At 74.3% G+C, this 19,090-nt stretch carries 18 protein-coding genes and 1 pseudogene; 8 read left to right on the top strand and 11 right to left on the bottom strand.

Translation table 11 applies throughout. The features are described 5' to 3' along the window. The 3 genes from AB0K09_RS13770 to AB0K09_RS13760 form a co-directional block, all read right to left on the bottom strand. On the bottom strand, positions 1–497 hold a 497-nt coding region (locus AB0K09_RS13770; RefSeq protein WP_366065548.1), incomplete at its 3' end, for an ABC transporter ATP-binding protein. Between the two features lies 1 nt (position 498). Further along, the gene (locus AB0K09_RS13765) at positions 499–1,572 is read right to left on the bottom strand and encodes an iron ABC transporter permease (protein ID WP_366065547.1); all 1,074 of its coding nucleotides are present in this window, start codon (positions 1,570–1,572) and stop codon (positions 499–501) included. Then, the gene (locus AB0K09_RS13760; protein WP_366065546.1) at positions 1,573–2,631 is read right to left on the bottom strand and encodes an ABC transporter substrate-binding protein; all 1,059 of its coding nucleotides are present in this window, start codon (positions 2,629–2,631) and stop codon (positions 1,573–1,575) included. 181 nt (positions 2,632–2,812) lie between these two features. Between AB0K09_RS13760 and AB0K09_RS13755 the strand changes: the two genes are divergently transcribed. Further along, the gene (locus tag AB0K09_RS13755; RefSeq protein WP_366065545.1) at positions 2,813–3,550 is read left to right on the top strand and encodes a PIG-L deacetylase family protein; all 738 of its coding nucleotides are present in this window, start codon (positions 2,813–2,815) and stop codon (positions 3,548–3,550) included. On the opposite strand, the gene AB0K09_RS13750 is transcribed toward AB0K09_RS13755, so the two are convergent. The 4 genes and pseudogenes from AB0K09_RS13750 to AB0K09_RS13735 form a co-directional block, all read right to left on the bottom strand. Further along, positions 3,540–4,700: a PP2C family protein-serine/threonine phosphatase gene (locus tag AB0K09_RS13750; protein ID WP_366065544.1), complete on the bottom strand. Its 1,161-nt coding sequence runs from the start codon at positions 4,698–4,700 to the stop codon at positions 3,540–3,542. The genes AB0K09_RS13755 and AB0K09_RS13750 overlap by 11 nt on opposite strands. 98 nt (positions 4,701–4,798) lie before the next feature. Continuing rightward, positions 4,799–5,188 carry a dihydroxyacetone kinase phosphoryl donor subunit DhaM gene (dhaM, locus tag AB0K09_RS13745; protein WP_366065550.1) on the bottom strand — a complete coding sequence of 130 codons (390 nt, stop codon included), beginning with the start codon at positions 5,186–5,188 and terminating at the stop codon, positions 4,799–4,801. Positions 5,189–5,281: 93 nt separating this feature from the next. Then, positions 5,282–5,902, bottom strand: a pseudogene (gene dhaL / locus AB0K09_RS13740) (dihydroxyacetone kinase subunit DhaL); the annotation flags it as partial. An 82-nt stretch (positions 5,903–5,984) separates the two neighbouring features. After that, complete coding sequence (locus AB0K09_RS13735) at positions 5,985–7,220, bottom strand: glycoside hydrolase family 18 protein (protein WP_366065543.1); 1,236 nt, start codon at positions 7,218–7,220, stop codon at positions 5,985–5,987. Between the two features lie 326 nt (positions 7,221–7,546). Here AB0K09_RS13735 and AB0K09_RS13730 point away from each other — a divergent pair, with 326 nt between their 5' ends. Further along, a complete protein-coding gene (locus tag AB0K09_RS13730; protein ID WP_366065542.1) occupies positions 7,547–8,719 on the top strand; it encodes an acyl-CoA dehydrogenase family protein in 1,173 nt (390 codons plus the stop codon). 14 nt (positions 8,720–8,733) lie between these two features. Here the strand turns inward: AB0K09_RS13730 and AB0K09_RS13725 are convergent, their stop codons facing one another. Further along, positions 8,734–9,999, bottom strand: coding sequence for a pyridoxal-phosphate dependent enzyme (locus AB0K09_RS13725; RefSeq protein WP_366065541.1), 1,266 nt, complete (start codon positions 9,997–9,999; stop codon positions 8,734–8,736). A 92-nt stretch (positions 10,000–10,091) separates the two neighbouring features. Continuing rightward, positions 10,092–10,463 (bottom strand): hypothetical protein, encoded by a 372-nt coding sequence (locus AB0K09_RS13720; RefSeq protein ID WP_366065540.1) that lies wholly within the window; start codon positions 10,461–10,463, stop codon positions 10,092–10,094. A 196-nt stretch (positions 10,464–10,659) separates the two neighbouring features. Here AB0K09_RS13720 and AB0K09_RS13715 point away from each other — a divergent pair, with 196 nt between their 5' ends. The 5 genes from AB0K09_RS13715 to fxsA all read left to right on the top strand — a co-directional run bounded on the left by AB0K09_RS13715 (position 10,660) and on the right by fxsA (position 16,205). After that, entirely contained in the window at positions 10,660–11,103 is a 444-nt protein-coding gene (locus AB0K09_RS13715) for an Lrp/AsnC family transcriptional regulator (protein ID WP_030365423.1), read from the top strand. A gap of 55 nt (positions 11,104–11,158) precedes the next feature. After that, positions 11,159–12,781: an amidohydrolase gene (locus AB0K09_RS13710; RefSeq protein WP_366065539.1), complete on the top strand. Its 1,623-nt coding sequence runs from the start codon at positions 11,159–11,161 to the stop codon at positions 12,779–12,781. A 393-nt stretch (positions 12,782–13,174) separates the two neighbouring features. Next, positions 13,175–14,935, top strand: a complete 1,761-nt coding sequence (lnt, locus tag AB0K09_RS13705; RefSeq protein WP_366065538.1) for an apolipoprotein N-acyltransferase — start codon at positions 13,175–13,177, stop codon at positions 14,933–14,935. Beyond that, positions 14,932–15,696, top strand: a complete 765-nt coding sequence (locus tag AB0K09_RS13700; protein ID WP_366065537.1) for a polyprenol monophosphomannose synthase — start codon at positions 14,932–14,934, stop codon at positions 15,694–15,696. The genes lnt and AB0K09_RS13700 overlap by 4 nt, the downstream gene beginning before the upstream one ends. A 20-nt stretch (positions 15,697–15,716) precedes the next feature. Beyond that, entirely contained in the window at positions 15,717–16,205 is a 489-nt protein-coding gene (gene fxsA / locus AB0K09_RS13695) for an FxsA family membrane protein (RefSeq protein ID WP_366065536.1), read from the top strand. Positions 16,206–16,309: 104 nt separating this feature from the next. Here fxsA and AB0K09_RS13690 read toward each other — a convergent pair whose 3' ends face one another. Both AB0K09_RS13690 and AB0K09_RS13685 read right to left on the bottom strand, forming a co-directional pair. Further along, positions 16,310–16,684 (bottom strand): RNA polymerase-binding protein RbpA, encoded by a 375-nt coding sequence (locus tag AB0K09_RS13690; protein ID WP_004948858.1) that lies wholly within the window; start codon positions 16,682–16,684, stop codon positions 16,310–16,312. 221 nt (positions 16,685–16,905) lie between these two features. Further along, positions 16,906–17,559 carry a hypothetical protein gene (locus AB0K09_RS13685; RefSeq protein WP_366065549.1) on the bottom strand — a complete coding sequence of 218 codons (654 nt, stop codon included), beginning with the start codon at positions 17,557–17,559 and terminating at the stop codon, positions 16,906–16,908. A gap of 204 nt (positions 17,560–17,763) precedes the next feature. Between AB0K09_RS13685 and AB0K09_RS13680 the strand changes: the two genes are divergently transcribed. Continuing rightward, positions 17,764–19,090, top strand: a 1,327-nt coding sequence (locus tag AB0K09_RS13680) for a PLP-dependent aminotransferase family protein (protein WP_366065535.1), incomplete at its 3' end; no start/stop codon positions are given.

Genomic DNA, 19,090 nt, shown 5'->3' with positions numbered 1-19,090 from the left:
GTCGGCTCGTCCAGCACCAGCACCTTCGGGTCCTGGGCGAGTGCCCGGGCCAGCAGCACGCGCTGGCGCTCGCCACCGGACAGCGCGGAGAAGCTCCGCCGCCCGGCGCCCGCCATGCCCACCCGCTCCAGCGCCGACGCCACCGTCTCGGCGTCGGCGCTGTCCTCGCCGGCGAAGGCCCGCTTGTAGGGGGTGCGGCCCATGGCGACGACCTCGCGCACGGAGAGCTCGAAGTCGCTGCCGCGCTCCTGCGGCAGCGCCGCGACCCGCCGGGCGGACTGCACGGCCGTCAGCCGCCGGAGGTCCGTCCCGCCGACCAGTACCCGGCCGGCGTGCGGGCGCAGATGCCGGTAGACGGTGCGCAGCACGGTGGACTTGCCGCTGCCGTTCGGGCCGATCAGGCCCGCGATCTCGCCCTCCTCGGCGACGATGCCCACACCGGAGACCACGGTCCGCCCCGAGAGGGCCACTTCCAGGCCTTCCACGGAGACCCTCATGTCACGCACCCCTCTCCAGGCGCCGGTCCAGCAGATACAGCAGCGCCGGCGCGCCGATCAGCGAGGTGACCACGCCCACCGGCAACTCCTGGTCGTCCAGGGCCGTACGGGCCACCAGATCGACGACCACCAGCAGCACGGACCCGAACAGGGCGGCCACCGGCAGCAGCCGGCGGTGGTCGCCACCCACCACCATGCGGCAGGCGTGCGGCACCATGAGGCCCACGAAGCCGATCGCCCCGGACACCGCGACCAGGACGCCGGTGAGCAGGCTCGTCACCACGAACAGCTCGCGCCGCAGCCGGGTGACGTCCACGCCGAGGCCGGCCGCCGTCTCGTCGCCCATCAGCAGGGCGTTCAGGGCGCGGGCCCGGGCCAGCAGGGCCGCCAGGCCCAGCACGACGGCCGCCGCGGGCAGGGCGAGCGTGGCCCACTGGGCCCCGCCGAGCGAGCCCATCAGCCAGAACAGCGCGCCGTGCGTCTGCTGTTCGTCCCCGGCCTGGAGCACCAGGTAGTGGGTGAAGCCCGACAGGAACTGCCCGATGCCCACTCCCGCCAGCACCAGCCTGAGCGGCCGGAAGCCGCCGCCGCGCCGGGCGAACGCCCACACCAGCGCGAAGGAGGTCAGTGCCCCGGCGAACGCGGCCGAGGACAGCCCCAGCCCGAGCGCCCCGCCGGCCCCCGCCCCGAGCACGATCGCCGCGACCGCGCCCAGCGACGCCCCGCTGGAGATGCCCAGCAGATAGGGGTCGGCGAGCGGATTGCGGACCAGGGCCTGCACGGCCGTGCCGACCAGGCCCAGGCCCGCGCCCACCACGGCCGCCAGCAGCGCGCGCGGCACCCGCAGCCGCCAGACGATCAGGTCCTGGGTGCCCGGCGCGGGGGGCCGGCCGCCGATCCCGCGCACGACCGCCGACCACACCTCCGCGAGCGGCACCCTGGTCGACCCGAGGCAGACCGAGGCGGCCAGGGCCGCCAGCAGTGCCACCGCCAGGGCGGCGCAGACCCAGCCGACGGGCACCGCGCGGGCCACCGGCTCGCCTGCGCCCTTCCGCTCCGCGGCGAGCGTCGCCATCTACTTGACCTCGTCGGGGTGGAGGGTGTGCGCGATCTCGCGCACGGTCTCCGCGCTGCGCACGCCGCCGATCGTGGTCCGCTCGGAGCCGATGCGCAGGAAGCGGTCCTCCTTGACGGCGGCCAGGTCCTGGGTGGCGGGGAAGGTCCGCAGGAAGTCCGCGGCCTCGTCGAAGGCCTTGCGGTTCGCCTCCTCGCTGCCCCGGTTGCGCACCGCGAGCTGGATCCAGTCCGGGTTCTTCGCGACGACGTCCTCCCAGCCGACGGGCTTGAAGTCGCCGTCGCAGTCGGCGAAGACGTTCCGCGCGCCAGCCATCGTGATCACGGCGTTGGCGACCTGCCGGTTGCACACCGCCATGGGCTGCTTGGTGCCGGCGTCGAAGTCGAAGAGGAAGTAGGAGGGCCGCTTGTCGTCCGGCACGCCCTTGAGCGCGTCCCGCACCTCGCCGGTCGTCTTCCGCATGCCGCCGACGAGCTCGGCAGCCCTCCGCGAGGTGCCCGTGACGGCGCCCAGCTGTTCGATGTCGGCCTCGACGCCCGACAGATCGGTGCGCGGGCCCTTGCTCATCGCCGCGCACGCCGTGGACTTCAGGAAGATGTGCTTGATGCCGGCGGCCCTGAACTCCTCGGCCGTGGGCGCGTCGCCCATCCTGCCCATGTTCTTCATCGACGAGAAGGAGTCGACGTACAGGTCCGCGCCCGAGCCGAGCAGCTTCTCCTTCGGGATCACGGTCTTGCCGAGCACCGGCACCCGCGCCGCCCGGTCCGCGTACTGCGTGGGCATCGAGCCGTTGCCCGGCGGGAAGCCCGTGCCGGCCACCTTGTCGCCCGCGCCCAGCCACATCAGCAGCTCCAGGCCGGCGGCGTTGCTGGTGACGATCCGCCGGGGCGCCGCGTCGAACGTCGTCTTCGCCCCCGTGCAGTCGGTGACGCTCACGGGGAAGCCGGCGGCGCCGCCCGGCGCGGCCGCGTCGCCGGACTCCTTCGACCCCCCGCCGCCGCAGGCCGTCGCCGACAGGGCCACCGAGGCCAGGACACCGCACCACGCACGAAGGCGCATCCGTAACACTCCAGAACTCGTCCTCACGGCCCGCCGCTGCGGGCCCGGACCAGGTAGTCGGACGCGGCGCCCGCCGAGTTCCCCCGAGGTCGCGGGGCGCACACCGGGTGCGTTCGCCGGGGCCTACCGCATACGCTGCCCCGAGGGACCGGAGTCGAGAGATTCGCGGAGGCGATCCGGCATGGCCGACCAGCTCCAGGAGATGCCCACCGACTGGCGACGCGCGCTCGCGATCGTCGCCCACCCCGACGACCTGGAGTACGGGGCCTCCGCCGCCGTCGCCACCTGGATCGACGACGGCCGCGAGTTCTCCTACGTGCTGGCCTGCCGGGGCGAGGCCGGCATCGACACGCTGGACCCCGCCGAGTCCGGGCCGCTGCGCGAGCGGGAACAGCGCGAGAGCGCCGCCGCCGTCGGCGTCGCCACCGTGGAGTTCCTGAACCACCGCGACGGCGTCATCGAGTACGGCACGGCGCTGCGCCGCGACCTCGCCGCCGCCATCCGCCGCCACCGCCCGGACCTGCTGCTCACCCTCAACCACCACGACACCTGGGGCGGCGGCCTCTACTGGAACACGCCCGACCACCGGGCCGTCGGCCGGGCCGCCCTGGACGCCGTCGCCGACGCCGGCAACCGCTGGATCTTCCCCGAGCTCATCGAGCGCGACGAGCTGCTGCCCTGGAACGGCGTGCGCTACGTCGCGGTGGCCGGCTCGCCCCGGCCCACGCACGCCGTCGACGCCCGGGCCGGGCTGGACCGGGCCGTGGCCTCCCTGCTCTGCCATCGCACCTATATCGAGGCGCTCACCTCGGAGGACCCCGAGGCGTACTGCCGCAGTTTCCTGGAGGGGAACATGGCGCTGATGGCCGACCGGTTCGGCGGCCGGCCCGCCGTGGCCTTCGAGCTCTTCAGCCGCTGACCGGCTCCTCGCCGGCCTCCGGGGCGCGCTCCATCACCAGCACCGCCACGTCGTCCTGGAGCCGGCCGTGCGTGTGCGCGTCCAGGTCGGCGCGCAACCGCTCCAGCAGCTCGGGCGTGGGCAGGGTGGCCCAGCCGGCCAGCCGTTCGGCCAGCGGATAGAAGCCGCCGCCGGGGGCGCGCGCCTCGGTCACCCCGTCCGTGCAGGCCAGCACCCGGCAGTCGGGCGGCAGCAGCATCCGCCGTGCGGTCCGGGGCGTGGCGACGAGGTCGCCCAGGCCCAGCGGCAGCCCGGGCTCCGGCCACTCCAGCTCCCGCACTTCGCCGTCGCCGCCGATCAGGAACGGCGCCACGTGCCCGCAGTCCACGAAGACCACGGGCACGGCGGCCCCGTCGGGGCCCGGCCGGCCCGCGGCCTCCTCCGTGCCGAAGACCAGGGCCGTCACGAACTCCTCCGACGCCCGCATCAGCACGTCCGCCGGCTGCCGGCCCGGCTGCGAGCTGGCCTGGTAGCGCGCGGAGTGGTGGTAGCGCTGCAACCCCTGCTCCATCGCCTCGACCCCGCGCTCCAGCTCCCGCCGGTGGTAGGCGGCCTCCCGGAACGCCGTCAGCACCGCCGCGCCCGCGCCGAGCGTGCCCAGCCCCTTGCCGCGCACGTCGCCGATGAGGACCCGGGCGCCGTACGGGGTGTCCACGACCTCGTAGATGTCACCGCCGATCAGCGCCTCCCGTTGCGAGGAGACGTAGAAGCCGTCCACCAGCACGCTGTGCGTGCGCAGCGGCAGCGGTCGCAGCAGCGCCCGCTGGGCTGCCTCGCCGGTGGCCCGGACGCGCTCCAGCAGCTCCTCGCCGTCCCGGCGCAGCCGGGCCAGCGCGATGCTCGCGCCGACCAGCAGGACGATGGCCAGCACCGAACCCGCGCGCGCCACGGGCGGCATGTTGTGCGCCAGCGCGCCGTGGTGCACGACCATCAGGACGAAGTCCACCGCGCCCACGAAGACCGTCTGCCGGTAGGTGCAGAGTATGGCCGCCGCCAGCGGGGCCAGCGCGGCGTACACCTCCAGGCGCACATCGGCCGGGGTCATCAGGTCGACGGCCACGATCACCGCGAGATAGACCAGGACCAGCGCGAAGGGCAGTCTGCGCGACACCGTGACGGACCTCCGCGCTCACCGGAAAAGGACGATTCGACCCATCCAGGTTTTCACGCGCGCTTCCGGGTGGCCACCGGTCCCGCAGGGGTTCGCCGTCAGAGCTTGCGGTAGGTGCGCGCGTCGTCCGTCGCCGCGAGGACGGCGTCCAGGTCACCGCCCGCCGAGGCCGTCACCAGCGCGGCGACCGCGCCCTCGACGAACGGGGCGTCCGCGATGCGCACGGTCCCGGCCCGGTCCAGGAGCTTGTCCGAGATCAGCGTCCGCACCGTCAGCACCGCGCTGCCCATGTCGCACAGCACCACCACGCCGGCTTCCTCGTCCACGCCCGCGACGGCCCGCCGGACCAGTTCGGCGCTCGTCCCGACGCCGCCGTCGGGCAGTCCGCCCGCGGCGGCCACGGGAGCCGGGTCGCCGGTGCCCACCAGGGCCCGGGCCAGCGCGGCGGTCGACTCGGCGACCTCGCGACTGTGCGAGACCAGGACCACGCCGACCCGGCCGGCCGGGCGCTTCTCCCCGGCGGGAGCCGCCCCCGGCGTCTCCCCGGGCACGGGCCGGGCGCACAGCTCGGGGTCGGTCGCCTCGTACAGCGCGGTGACCAGCAGCGCGGCCGAGGTCGCCCCCGGGTCCTGGTGGCCGATGCTGCGCTCGCCGAGATAGCTGGCGCGCCCGCGCCGCGCCTGCATCGGAATCGTGGCCTCCGCGCCCTCGCGGGCCGCCCGCGCCGCCGCGTCGAGGCAGGCCGCCACGTCCTGGCGCGCCACCGCGGCGGCGTACGCGTCGGCGGCCGGCTGGAGGGCGTCGACCATGGTCTTGTCCCCGGGCGCGGAGTCGCCCAGCCGCCGCACACTGGCGACCGCCGCCGCGAGCGCCTGCCCGAGCGCCTCCGGCCCGACCACGGCCTCCTCGCCGAGGACCTTGCCCATCCGGCGCAGCACGGTGCCGAACAGCGGCCCCGAGGCGCCGCCGACGGTGTTGGTCAGATGCACGCCGACGGCGGTCAGCAGCGCCCCCGGGGTGGCGGGCGGCTCCGCCGCGACGGCCCGCGCCGCGGAGGTGAACCCCCGCTTGAGGTTGGCCCCGTGGTCGGCGTCGCCGATCGCCGCGTCCAGATCGGTGAGGTACCCGGACCGGGCGACGATCACCTGGGTGGCGCGCTCCAGGAAGCGGCGGAAGAAGTCCAGATCGAGCGTGACGGACATGGGCGGCGGCTCCTCGTCGCGATACGGGCTTCGGCCCGGGTCAGCGTAGTGGGGCCGCCGCCGTCGCCGGCCGGCCGGACCGTCAGTCGATCGCCTTGATCAGTTCACCGTCGGCGGTGTCGCCGCTCAGCTCCCAGAAGAAGGTGCCGCCGAGCCCCTGGCGGTTCTTGTACGCCATCTTGCCCGCGATCGTGGCGGGGGTGTCGTAACTCCACCAGTCGCTGCCGCACTTGGCGTAGGCCGTGCCGCCGACCGTGCCGTTGGCGGGGCACTTGGCCTTGAGGACCTTGTAGTCGTCGATGCCCTGTTCATAGGTGCCGGAGGCCGGGCCGGTGGCGGTGCCGCCCGGGGCGGACTGGGTGACGCCGGTCCAGCCGCGGCCGTAGAAGCCGATGCCGAGGAGGAGCTTGGCCGGCGGGATGCCGAGGGAGGTGAGCTTGCGGACGGCGTCGTCGGTGGTGAAGCCGGCCTTGGGGATGCCGGGGTAGGAGGTGAGGGGCGAGTGCGGGGCGGTGGGTCCCTTGGCGTCCCAGGCGCCGAAGAAGTCGTAGGTCATGGGGTTGTACCAGTCGACGTAGCGGGCCGCGCCGGCGTAATCGGTGGCGTCGATCTTGCCTCCTGACGAGGCGTCGGCGGTGATGGCGGCCGTGACGAGGTTGCGGGCGCCGAACCGGGCGCGCAGCGCGGCCATCACCCGGGTGAAGGCGTCGCGGCCGCTCGCGTCGCAGGTCAGGCCGCAGGCGTTGGGGTATTCCCAGTCGATGTCGATGCCGTCGAAGACATCGGCCCAGCGCGGGTCCTCGACCAGGTTGTAACAGGAGTCGGCGAAGGCGGCCGGGTTCTTCGCGGCCTCCGCGAACCCTCCGGACCAGGTCCAGCCGCCGAAGGACCAGACCACCTTGAGGCCGGGGTGCAGCTTCTTGAGCTTGCGCAGCTGGTTGAAGTTGCCGCGCAGGGCGCCGTTGTCCCAGGTGTCGGCCTTGCCGTCGACGCTGCCGGCCGCGTCGTAGAACTTGTCGTAGTCGGCGTACGCGTCACCGATCGCGCACCTGCCGCCGGTGACGTTGCCGAAGGCGTAGTTGATGTGCGTCAGCCTGGCCGCCGAGCCGGACGTCTCGATGTTCTTGACGTGGTAGTTGCGGCCGTAGACGCCCCAGTCGGTGAAGTAACCGACGACCCGGTGGCCGGCGGCCTCGTCCGCCGGGGAGGCGGGAGCGGTCGTGGGCGAGGCGGAGGCGGTCGCCGGGGCGACGAGGGCGGAGGCGAGCAGTGCGGCGCCCGCGAGGGCGGAGGCCAGTATTCCGTGCGGTCGGGACATGGTTCTCCTCGGTGGGGTGGGGAGAGCGATGGGGGGTGACCCGCGTCCGCCGAACTTTTGGCATGGACGCGTTGAACGGTGGGAGAACCGTAGAAGGACTAGACCAGTGCGTCAATGGTTCGGACCAAACCTGACGAACGCTTGGTCATGATCCGTCAACCCGTGACGCACGGCTTCCGATCGGGCATACTCCAAGCGCCACAGCCGCAGGTCACCCGCGTTCCGCGACCCGGCACGGGACCATCGACTGGGCACCCCCCCGGTGGCGGCGCCGACACCCTTGCGCGTCCGTTGCCGCAGCGCCCGACAGGGAGGAGAGCGTCGCCATGACCGATCACGGCACCGAGCCGGTGGAGCGTCGACTGCCCACCGAGGAGGCCCACGACCTGATCGCGCTCGTGCGCGACCTGGTGCGGCGGGAGATCCGGCCGACGGCCGCCGAGGAGGAGGAAGCCGGCCGCTTCCCCCGCGAGATCTTCCGTCTGCTCTCCTCCGCCGGCCTGCTCGCCCTCCCGTACGCCGAGGAGTTCGGCGGCGGCGACCAGCCGTACGAGGTCTACCTCCAGGTGCTGGAGGAGCTCGCCGCCGCCCGGCTCACGGTGGGTCTCGGCGTCAGCGTGCACACCCTCGCCTGCCACGCGCTCGCCGGCTACGGCAGCAAGGAGCAGCAGGCCGAGCACCTGCCGGCCATGCTCGGCGGCGGCCTGCTGGGCGCGTACTGCCTGTCCGAGCCGTCCTCCGGCTCCGACGCCGCCTCCCTGCGCACCCGCGCCACCCGCAGCGGCGACGAGTGGACCATCGAGGGCACCAAGGCGTGGATCACCCACGGCGGCGTCGCCGACTTCTACACCGTCCTGGCCCGCACCGGCGACGAGGGCGCCCACGGCATCACCGCCTTCCTCGTGCCCGGAGACGCCCCGGGTCTGAGCGCCGCGCCGCCCGAGCGGAAGATGGGCATGAAGGGCTCGCCGACCGCGCAGCTGCACTTCGACGGCGTGCGGGTGCCCGACGCCCGGCGCATCGGCGAGGAGGGCCAGGGCTTCTCCATCGCCCTGTCCGCCCTCGACTCCGGCCGGCTGGGCATCGCCGCCTGCGCCATCGGCATCGCCCAGGCCGCGCTGGACGAGGCGCTGGCCTTCGTCCACGAGCGGCGGCAGTTCGGCCGGCCGGTCGCCGACTTCCAGGGCCTGCGCTTCATGCTCGCCGACATGGCCACCCAGATCGAGGCCGGCCGTTCCCTCTACCTCGCCGCCGCACGGCTGCGCGATCAGGGACTGCCGTTCGCCAAGGAGGCGGCCATGGCCAAGCTGTTCTGCACGGACACCGGGATGCGGGTGACCACGGACGCGGTCCAGCTCATGGGCGGCTACGGCTACACCGCCGACTTCCCGGCCGAGCGCTACATGCGCGAGGCGAAGGTGCTGCAGATCGTCGAGGGCACGAACCAGATCCAGCGCATGGTCATCGCCCGCCATGTGGCAGGACCGGAATCCCGCTGACGCGGGCGCGGCCGTCAGGCGGTGAGCTCCGCCAGTTCCGGAAGCCCGGCGGCGGCCGCCCCGGCACCGGCCACGCTCGCGGTGTCCTTCAGGCCCGTGGCCGTGCCGATCGCGATCACCGCGCCGTCGCGGTGCTCGCGCGCCAGGCCGCGGGCCGCCGCGACGGCCACCGCCGACGAGGGCTCCAGGAAGATCCCGCCGGCGCCCAGGGCGCGGTGCTCGGCCATGAAGTCCTCGGTGGGCACCGCGACCGCCGAGCCGTCCGAGCGCCACAGCGCGTCCAGCCCCTGCCAGCAGGGGGTCTCCTCGCCGAGCGAGAAGGCGGGGGAGGGGACGGACGCCACGCGCACCCGCTCCTGCTCCGCCCGCCCGGCGCGGGCGAGCGCGGCGGTGAAGGGCGCGGCACCCGCCGGCTCCGCCGCGACCAGCCGGGGAAGGCGGCCCAGCAGCCCGGCCTCGCGCAGCTCCCGGAAGCCGCGGCCGATGCCGGCGAGCAGGTCCGCGCGGCTGGTCGGCACGACCACCGTCCCGGCGCGGTCGCCGAAGTCGCGGGCGATCTCGTACGCGACGGACTTGTAGCCCTCGTTGGCGTAGCCGTTGCCGCCCGGCGAGGGCGCGACAAAGCTGGTCAGCGGATACCAGCCGAAGCGCTCGACCGCCTCCCGCATCGCGGCGTTCCGCGCGGCGAGGTCCCGCCGCACGACCCGGATCGCGCCCAGGGCGTCGATCTGCGCCCGCAGCGGCCCGGGGACCCGGTCGGTGGTGAAGATCACGCAGCGCAGCCCGGCCCGGGCGGCGTACGCCGCGGCCGACGCGCCGGCGTTCCCGGAGGAGGCGGCGACCACCGTGTCCGCCCCGGCGGCCCGGGCGGCCGCCGCGCCCACCGCCATGGCGCGGTCCTTGTGCGAACCGGTGGGGTTGGCGCCCTCGTACTTCAGCCAGAGCCCGGTGCCGTCCGCACCGTCCGCACCGTTCGAGCCGTTCGGGCCTTCCAAGGCGAGGTGGGGCGTCGCCCCCTCGCCGAGCGTGACCGGCGGGCCGGGCACCGGCATCGCGGAGGGCCAGCCCCACGGGCCGCCGGGAAAGTCGGCGAGCGAGAGCCCGGACAGATCGGCCGGGGGCGGTACGGGATTGACGCCGACGCCCTCCGCTCGGCAGGGCGCGCACCCCGAGAGGTCCTCGGCGGCCGCGCCGCAGCGCGGGCAGTGCAGCGGAGGGAGCTTTGGCGGACCGGACGGCCGGGAGCCGTTTCCGCGGGCGCGGTCCGGGGGCGACGTCACGGGAACCTCCTCGGCTCGTACGGCGGGAAGGCATCGACCCTAACAGCCGACTCGTCGTCACTTCCCGCCGTACGCCCGGGAACCGGTTCGCTTCAGGAGGGCCGGCGCATCTCGGGCACGCGCAGCGGGCGTGAGCCGGGACCGCCGATGTGCGAGAAGGGCTGGGTCCGCCAGTCCAGGCTCTGCGGCAGCGTCAGCAGCAGCGCGGCGTCCAGGCCGTGGCCGTCGAGCGACTCGCCGGCCGGAGCGGTCTCCTCGACGCCGAGTCCGGACCCCGGGCAGACGGTGAGCCCGAACGGGTTCCACGGGGACGGGCACAGCGCGTGCTCCGGCAGGACGTCCTCGTCGGCCAGCAGCGCGATCGGCCGCGCGCAGTCCGGGCACGTCACCCGGAACATCGCGGGCATCTCGTAGGACTCGTACAGGCTGTCGTCCTCGTGGTCGACGCGTTCAAGGCTGGGCATCGTGTTTCTCCCCCTCGGATGGGCCGGCCGGGGCGCCTCGGCCGCGGCCACAGCAAGCATTTCCCTGGTGGCACGTCAGGTAATCGCGGCGCTCGGGAGGACACGGGTGCACGCCTGTGGTGTTCATCACACACCCCGTGCGCCTGTGGCGCCGCCGACTGTGCCGGGCGCACCCGGAACCAGTAGGTTGATCCGCGTGGAGGAGTTGGACAGAGAGATCGTGGAACTGCTCGTCAAGGACGGGCGGATGAGCTACACCGACCTGGGCAAGGCCACCGGCCTGTCCACCTCGGCGGTGCACCAGCGCGTGCGGCGGCTCGAACAGCGCGGCGTCATCCGTGGCTACGCGGCCGTCGTGGACCCCGAGGCGGTCGGGCTGCCGCTCACCGCGTTCATCTCGGTGAAGCCCTTCGACCCCAGCGCGCCGGACGACATCGCCGACCGGCTCGCAGAGATCCCCGAGATCGAGGCGTGCCACAGCGTCGCGGGCGACGAGAACTACATCCTCAAGGTGCGCGTGGCCACGCCGCTGGAGCTCGAGCACCTGCTGGCGCGCATCCGCTCGCTCGCCGGGGTCTCGACGCGGACGACGATCGTGCTCAGCACCCCCTACGAGGCCCGGCCGCCGCGGGTGGGCTGAGCCTCCCGGGGGATCCGGTTACGGGACGGGGCGGGCCAGGGGAGAGACTGACCCCATGAGCGAGCCCATCAAGACCGTGCTGCTGCGCGGCGGCACCGTGCACAGCCCCGCCGACCCCTTCGCGACCGCGATGGTCGTGGAGCACGGCCACGTCGCCTGGGTCGGTTCCGAAGGCGCGGCGGACTCCTTCGCCGAGGGTGTGGACGAGGTCGTCCACCTCGACGGCGCGCTCGTCACGCCCGCGTTCACCGACGCACACGTGCACACCACCGCCACCGGCCTCGCGCTGACCGGCCTGGACCTCACCGGCGTCGCCGGCCTGGCCGAGGCGCTGGAGCGGGTACGGGCGCACGCGGCCGCGCGCCCCGCCGACCGGGTACTGCTCGGACACGGCTGGGACGGCAGCCGGTGGCCCGAGCAGCGGCCGCCCTCCCGCCGGGAACTCGACGAGGCCACCGGCGGCCGGCCGCTCTACCTCACCCGCGCCGACGTCCACTCCGCCGTCGTCACCACCGCACTGCTCGACCTCGTCCCGCACGCCGCCCGCCTGACCGGCTACGACCCCGACGGGCCGCTGACCGACGACGCCCACCACGCCGTGCGCGCCGTCGCGTACGAGAGCGTCACCCCCGCCCAGCGCGCCGAGGCCCAGCGCGCCGCGCTCGCCCGGGCCGCCTCCCTGGGCATCGGCTCGGTCCACGAGTGCGCCGGACCCCTGATCTCCAGCGAGGACGACCTCACCGGGCTGCTGCGCCTGGCCGCCGAGGAGCCCGGCCCCCGGGTCGTCGGCTACTGGGCCGAGGCCCTCACCTCGCCCGACGGAGCCGAGCGGATCCGAGAACTCGGCGCGATCGGCGCGGCCGGCGACCTCTTCGCCGACGGCTCCCTCGGCTCGCACACCGCCTGCCTGCACGAGCCGTACGCCGACGCCGGCCACCGGGGCACCGGCCACCTCGACGCCGCCGCCGTCGCCGCGCACGTCGCCGCCTGCACCGAGGCCGGCATCCAGGCCGGCTTCCACGCCATCGGTGACGCCGCCCTGACCGCCGTCACCGAGGGCGTGCGCGCCGCCGCCGACAAGCTCGGGCTCGCCGCGATCCGCGCCGCCCGGCACCGCGTCGAGCACGCCGAGATGCTCAGCCCCGAGCACATCGCCGCCTTCGCCGAGTTCGCCCTCACCGCCTCCGTCCAGCCCGCCTTCGACGCGGCCTGGGGCGGCGACGAGGGCATGTACGCGCAGCGGCTGGGCCGCGAGCGGGCCCGCACCCTCAACCCGTACGCGGACCTGCTGCGCGCCGGCGTCCCGCTCGCCCTCGGCTCCGACAGCCCCGTCACGCCCCTGGACCCGTGGGGCGGCGTCCGCGCCGCGGCCTTCCACCGCACGCCCCGGCACCGCGTCTCCGTACGGGCCGCCTTCACCGCCCACACCCGCGGCGGCTGGCGGGCCATCGGCCGCGACGACGCCGGCATCCTGGTGCCGGGCGCGCCCGCCGACTACGCGATCTGGGAGAGCGGCGACCTGGTCGTGCAGGTCCCCGACACCCGGGTCGCCAACTGGTCCACCGACCCCCGCTCCGGCACCCCGGGGCTGCCCGACCTCACCCCCGGCACGCCGCTGCCGGTCTGCCTGCGCACGGTCGTCGGCGGCCGGACGGTCCACGAGCGGCCGAACGAGTGAGGCGCGCCGGGCCGCGTACCGCCGAACGATGATCCGTCGGCCTGTCGCCCCGCCGCCCGGCACGCCGTACTGACCTGCTGATTTGCCGAAGGCACGCAGGTCGCGAGGGTGTTGACACGGCGCGGGCGGCGGCCGGTAGGTTCTGCGGAGTCCACCACAGGACGTCCGGCCGGTGAACCTCCACACAGTCGTCGAACGCAGCTGGGCCATGGGGTGGTGCGCCGGGCCGGCACACCACCACTGGGAGCCAGGTCCAGCGCACGGGGGCGAGGGAAGGCTCCGCCTGTCCGGCAGGTGCGACCCGGGTGGGGCCCGGACGTTCAGTAGACAACGGCTCTCGGTCGACCCGCAGCCAGCGGATCCCAGGCCGGCCCGAAGGACACCGGGCCCCACATGCCCGCACGCCCGCCGACGATCACCCGGCGGCCCCGCGACACGCCCGGGCGAGGTACGGTCAGCTGGAACACCCCGCAGCTTGAAGGAAGGGGCGCGACCGTGCCCTCGGGCCCCGAGACCCTCGACCAGCCGTCGCCGACGGCCGGAACCCCGCCCTCCGACGACGCCCCGGCGCGCCCGGGCCGCCTCGCGCGGTCGGCCCGGCTCGTCCGCCGCGAGGCACCCCGCAGCGCGCTGGCCGCGCTCGCCGGCGCCGCGCTGGCGGCGGCCTTCCCGCCGTACGACCTGTGGCCGCTGTCCGTGCCGGCCGTGGCCGCCCTCGCGCTGCTCACGCGCGGGCGCACGGCCCGGCAGGGCGCCTGGACGGGCTTCGCCTTCGCGCTGCCCTTCTTCTTCCTCCTGCTGCGCTGGCTGCACGTCGTCGGCTACGACGCCGTGGTGGGCCTGTCGGCGATCGAGGCGCTGTTCGTCGCCGCCCTCGGCGCCGGGCTGGCCGTCTCCTCCCGGCTGCCGGCCTGGCCGCTGTGGGGCGCCTGCCTGTGGATCACCGAGGAGTGGGCGCGCGACCGCCTGCCCTTCGGCGGCTTCCCCTGGGGGCGCCTGGCGTTCGCCAACACCGGCTCGCCGTTCACCCCGCTCGCCGCCCTGGGCGGCGCCCCGCTGGTGACCTTCGGCGTGGCCCTGGCCGGCGGCCTGCTCGCGTACGCGGCCGTCGCGGCCCGCCGGTGGCGCACCGCCGCCGGGGGTCCGGGCCGGGTGCGGGCGGCCCTGCCGGCCGTGGCGGCCGCGGCGCTGGCCCTGGCCGTCGGGCTCGCCGGGTACGCGGTGCCCGTCCCCACCAAGGCCGACGACACCGTGGACATCGCGATCGTCCAGGGCAATGTGCAGCATGCCGGCATGGACTTCCTCGGCCGCCCGATGATGATCCTCGACAACCACGTCGACGCCACGCTCCAGCTGGCGAGCGACATCCGGGCGGGGCGCGTGAAGAAGCCCGACCTGGTCATCTGGCCGGAGAACTCCTCGGACCTCGACCCCTTCCAGTACCCGCCGGCCCGCGCCCGCATCGAGGAGGCGGTCCGGGCGGTCGGCGTGCCCGTCCTGGTGGGCGCCCTGGTCGACCATCCGGGCAAGCCCGGCTACATCGACAACAAGGGCATCGTCTGGGACCCGCGGACCGGCCCCGGCGCCTCCTACGCCAAGCAGCACCCGGTGCCCTTCGGCGAGTACGTGCCGTTCCGGCAGGAGCTGAGCAAGGTCATCAGCCGCCTCCAGCGCGTCCCGCGCGACTTCTACCCCGGTGACCACACCGGTGTGCTCGACATCGGCCCGGCCCGGCTCGGCGACGTCATCTGCTTCGAGGTCGCCTACGACGAGATCGTCCACGACACCGTCGCGGCCGGTGCCCGGGCACTGGTCGTCCAGACCAACAACGCCACCTACGGCCGCACCGGTCAGCCCGACCAGCAGCTGGCCATGTCCAGGCTGCGGGCCGTCGAGCACGGCCGGGCCGTGGTCACCGCCGCGACGAGCGGCATCAGCGCGGTCGTCGCCCCGGACGGCAAGGTGCTCCAGCGCACCGAGGAATTCACCCGGGACGTCCTCACCGCGCGGATCCCCCTGCGGGACGGGACGACCGTCGCGGACCGCGTGGGTGCGGGGCCCGAATGGGCGCTCGCTATCGTGGGCCTCCTGTCCTGTGCGACCGCACTCCTGATCGGTCGTCGGGCACGCACGGAGAAGAAGGGACAGCAGTGAACGACGGCGGTCAGCGGAGATACGGTCCGCTCGGCACGATCTTGGTGATCATCCCGACCTACAACGAGGCGGAGAACATCAAGCCCATCGTCGCCCGGGTGCGGTCGGCCGTACCGGAGGCGCACGTCCTCGTCGCCGACGACAACAGTCCCGACGGCACCGGCAAGCTGGCGGACGAGCTGGCGGCCGATGACGACCACGTCAAGGTGCTGCACCGCAAGGGCAAGGAGGGACTCGGCGCGGCCTATCTGGCCGGCTTCCGCTGGGGCCTGGACAACGGCTACGGAGTCCTGGTCGAGATGGACGCCGACGGTTCCCACCAGCCGGAGGAGCTGCCCCGGCTGCTGACCGCCCTCAAGGGCGCGGACCTGGTCCTCGGCTCCCGCTGGGTGCCCGGCGGTCGCGTCGTGAACTGGCCGAAGTCCCGCGAGTTCCTCTCCCGCGGCGGTTCCACGTACTCCCGGCTGCTGCTGGACGTGCCGATCAAGGACGTCACGGGCGGCTTCCGCGCCTTCCGCCGGGAGACGCTGGAGGGCCTGGGCATGGAGGAGGTCGCCTCGCAGGGGTACTGCTTCCAGGTCGACCTCGCGTGGCGCGCGGTCAAGGCCGGCTTCCACGTGGTCGAGGTCCCCATCACCTTCGTCGAGCGCGAGCTGGGTGACAGCAAGATGAGCCGCGACATCGTCGCCGAGGCCCTGTGGCGCGTGACGTCCTGGGGCGTCGGCTCCCGAGTCGGCAAGGTGCTGGGCCGGGACCGCTGACCTCCAGGCACACTTGAATCATGACGTTCGGAGCAGACCGGAAACCCTCCCGCCGCGGCCGCGCCCGCCGACTGATCCCCCTGGGCGTCGCGCTCTGGGCGCTGCTGGAGCTGTGGCTGCTGATTCTCGTCGCCGGCGCGGCCGGCGGGCTGACCGTCTTCGCCCTGCTGGCGGGCGGCGTGCTCGCCGGCTCGTACGTGATCAAGCGCGCGGGCCGGCGGGCCTGGGAGCGGCTGACCCGCTCCGCCGCGTCCCCCTCCGGGGAGGCCGGGGGCGGGGGCGGCAACGCGCTGACGATGCTGGGCGGACTGCTGCTGATCGTGCCCGGTCTGCTCTCGGACGTGGCGGGGCTGCTGTGCCTGTTCCCGCCCACGCGGGACCTGCTGCGGAAGGCCGCCGGGCGGAAGCTCTCGGCCTACCGGCCGGCTTACCGGCCGGATGATGACGTCATCCAGGGCGAGGTCATCCGCGAGGACGACCGCCCGACGCACCGGGACTCCCTCCCGTAGCCCGGGCCACCGGCCCGCACCCGGATGCGGTTACCGGAAAGGGCCCGGGCCACTGCTGATGCAGTGGCCCGGGCCCTTTGCCGTGCGGCTTCGCCGCAACGCCGTTACGCGGACTTGCGCGTGTCGCGCGGATGCACCGCGATGTTCATCGCCCCGGACCGGAGGACCGCCAGCCGCTCGGCCAGCACCTCCTCCAGCTCCTCGCGCGTGCGCCGCTCCATGAGCATGTCCCAGTGCGTACGCGCGGGCTTGCCCTTCTTCTCCTCGGGACCGTCGCCGTCCACCAGGAGCGCGACGGCGCCGCACGCCTTGCACTCCCACTCCGGCGGGATCTCCGCCTCCACTGAGAACGGCATCTCGAATCGATGGCCGTTCGGGCATGCGTACTCCACCGCCTGGCGCGGGGCCAGATCGATGCCGCGGTCGGTCTCGTAGCTGGTCACCACAAGTCGCGTGCCGCGGAGAGCTCGCTCACTCATGAATTCGTGCCTCCCGGGCTTGTCGCCCACAGGACAGGTGTCGCTGTCGTCGTCATCCGGTCAACGTCCGGTCGGCGGTGAAGATTCCCCGTTGAGGGACATGCGTCGCCCGTCGTGCCGCCCCTTTTTGTACCCATCGGCGCCCGGTTTGTCACATCTGGCAACAGATGTCACCCTGCGCTTCCGTCAATTCGGCGCGCAGTAACGGGTCGTCCGGTGGGTCAAAGGCGTACACTACCCCCCCGCTCGTCCGAGTGTTCAACCAGGTCCCCGGTTCCGCCGCTCGCGACCACGGGGGATGCCACCGGCGAGGCCGGTTCCGGCAGTGCGAAGACGCGCAGGAAGAACTGGGACAGCGGGCCGATGGCCACCGCGAAGAGGACCGTTCCCACGCCCACCGAGCCGCCCAGGGCGAAGCCCGTCGCCAGCACGGCCAGCTCGATGCAGGTGCGCACGAGCCGGACCGAGCGGCCGGTCCGGCGGTGCAATCCGGTCATCAGGCCGTCACGCGGGCCCGCGCCGAACCGCGGGGTGATGTACAGGCCGGTCGCCGCGCCGCACAGCACGATGCCGAGCAGCAGCAGGGGTATGCGCGCCCACAGCGCGTGCACCGCCGGAACCACGCTCATCGCCGCGTCCACGACCAGGCCGATCACGAGGACGTTCGAGACCGTGCCCAGGCCCGGGCGCTGGCGCAGCGGCACCCACAGCAGCAGGACCAGCGCGCCGATCGCGATGGTGACCGTCCCCATGGACAGCCCGGTGTGCCGCGACACCCCCTGGTTCAGCACGTCCCAGGGTGCGAGCCCGAGCCCGGCCCGGACCTGGAGGGCGATGCTCAGCCCGTACAGCGCGAGCCCGCCGTACAACTGCACGAGACGGCGGGCGAGGCGCGGGCCCCCGGATCCTGCTCCGGACCCTTCTCCGGACTCCTTCTGCGACTCCTCGGACGCGGACAAAACCCCTCCTCGGGTGGTGGTGCCATCCTGGGCAGTGGTGGGACTGGCCTGACGCATGGCAGTCTGTGGCCCGGCAGTAAGCATGATCCATGGCCAATCCCGGGAAGGTGGACCGCAAAAATGACCCGGTGGACTTCTTCGGTGGGCGCACCCCAGCTCGCCCGGCTGCTCGGCTCGCAGCAGGCGCGGGAGGGCGTCAGCCTGCTCGCCGGCCGCCGTACGCCCGCCTACCGCTCGCTCGCGGACGGCATCCGGCTGCTCGTCCTCGAAGGCCGTGTGCCGGTCGCCGCCCGGCTGCCGGCCGAGCGGGAGCTGGCCGCCGCCCTGTCCGTCAGCCGCACCACCGTCGCCGCCGCCTACGAGGCGCTGCGCGGCGAGGGGTTCCTCGAATCACGGCGCGGCGCCGGCAGCTGGACGGCCGTGCCCGCGGGCAACCCGCTGCCCACCCGGGCCCTGGACCCGCTGCCGCCGGAGGCCGCCGGCTCGGTGATCGACCTGGGCTGCGCGGCCCTGACCGCCCCCGAGCCCTGGCTGACCCGCGCCTTCCAGGGCGCCCTGGAGGAGCTGCCGCCCTACGCCCACACCCACGGCGACTACCCCGCCGGCCTGCCCGCCCTGCGCCAGGCGCTCGCCGACCGGTACACCGCGCGCGGCATCCCCACCATGCCCGAGCAGATCATGGTCACCACCGGGGCCATGGGCGCCGTCGCCGCCATCTGCCGGCTGCTCGCCGGGGGCGGCGAGCGGGTCGCGGTCGAGTCCCCCTCCTACGCGAACGTGCTCCAGCTGATGCGCGAGGCCGGGGTCCGGCTGGTGCCCGTGGCGATGGCCCGCGGCCTCGCCGGCTGGGACCTGCCCGCCTGGCGCCAGGTGCTGCGCGACGCCGCGCCCCGCATGGCCTATGTGATCGCCGACTTCCACAACCCGACCGGCTCCCTGGCCCCCGAGGAGCAGCGCCGCGAGCTCGTCGAGGCGGCCCGGGCGGCCGGCACGGTACTGGTCGCCGACGAGACCATGTCCGAGCTGCTGCTCGACCCGGACGTCGAACTGCCCCGCCCGGTCTGCGCCTTCGACCCCGCCGGCAGCGCCGTCATCACCGTCGGCTCGGCCAGCAAGTCCTTCTGGGCCGGGCTGCGCATCGGCTGGGTGCGCGCCGCCCCCGACATCATCCGCAACCTCGTCGCCGCCCGCGCCTACGCGGACCTGGGCACCCCGGTCCTCGAACAGCTCGCGGTCACGTGGCTGTTGAACACCGAGGGCTGGAACGCCTCCATCGCCCTGCGGCGCGATCAGACCCGGGAGAACCGCGACGCCCTCGTCGCCGCCGTCCGGCGCCGGCTGCCCGACTGGGAGTTCACCGTTCCGCACGGCGGTCTGACCCTGTGGGCGCGGACCGGCGGGCTGTCCGGCTCGCGGATCGCCGAGGCGGGGGAGCGGCTCGGGGTGC

The organism is Streptomyces sp. NPDC049577 (genome assembly GCF_040675635.1).
Lineage (GTDB): Bacteria > Actinomycetota > Actinomycetes > Streptomycetales > Streptomycetaceae > Streptomyces.
The sequence above is the reverse complement of the archived record's forward strand: the minus strand, read 5'-3'. Positions and strand labels throughout refer to the sequence as shown.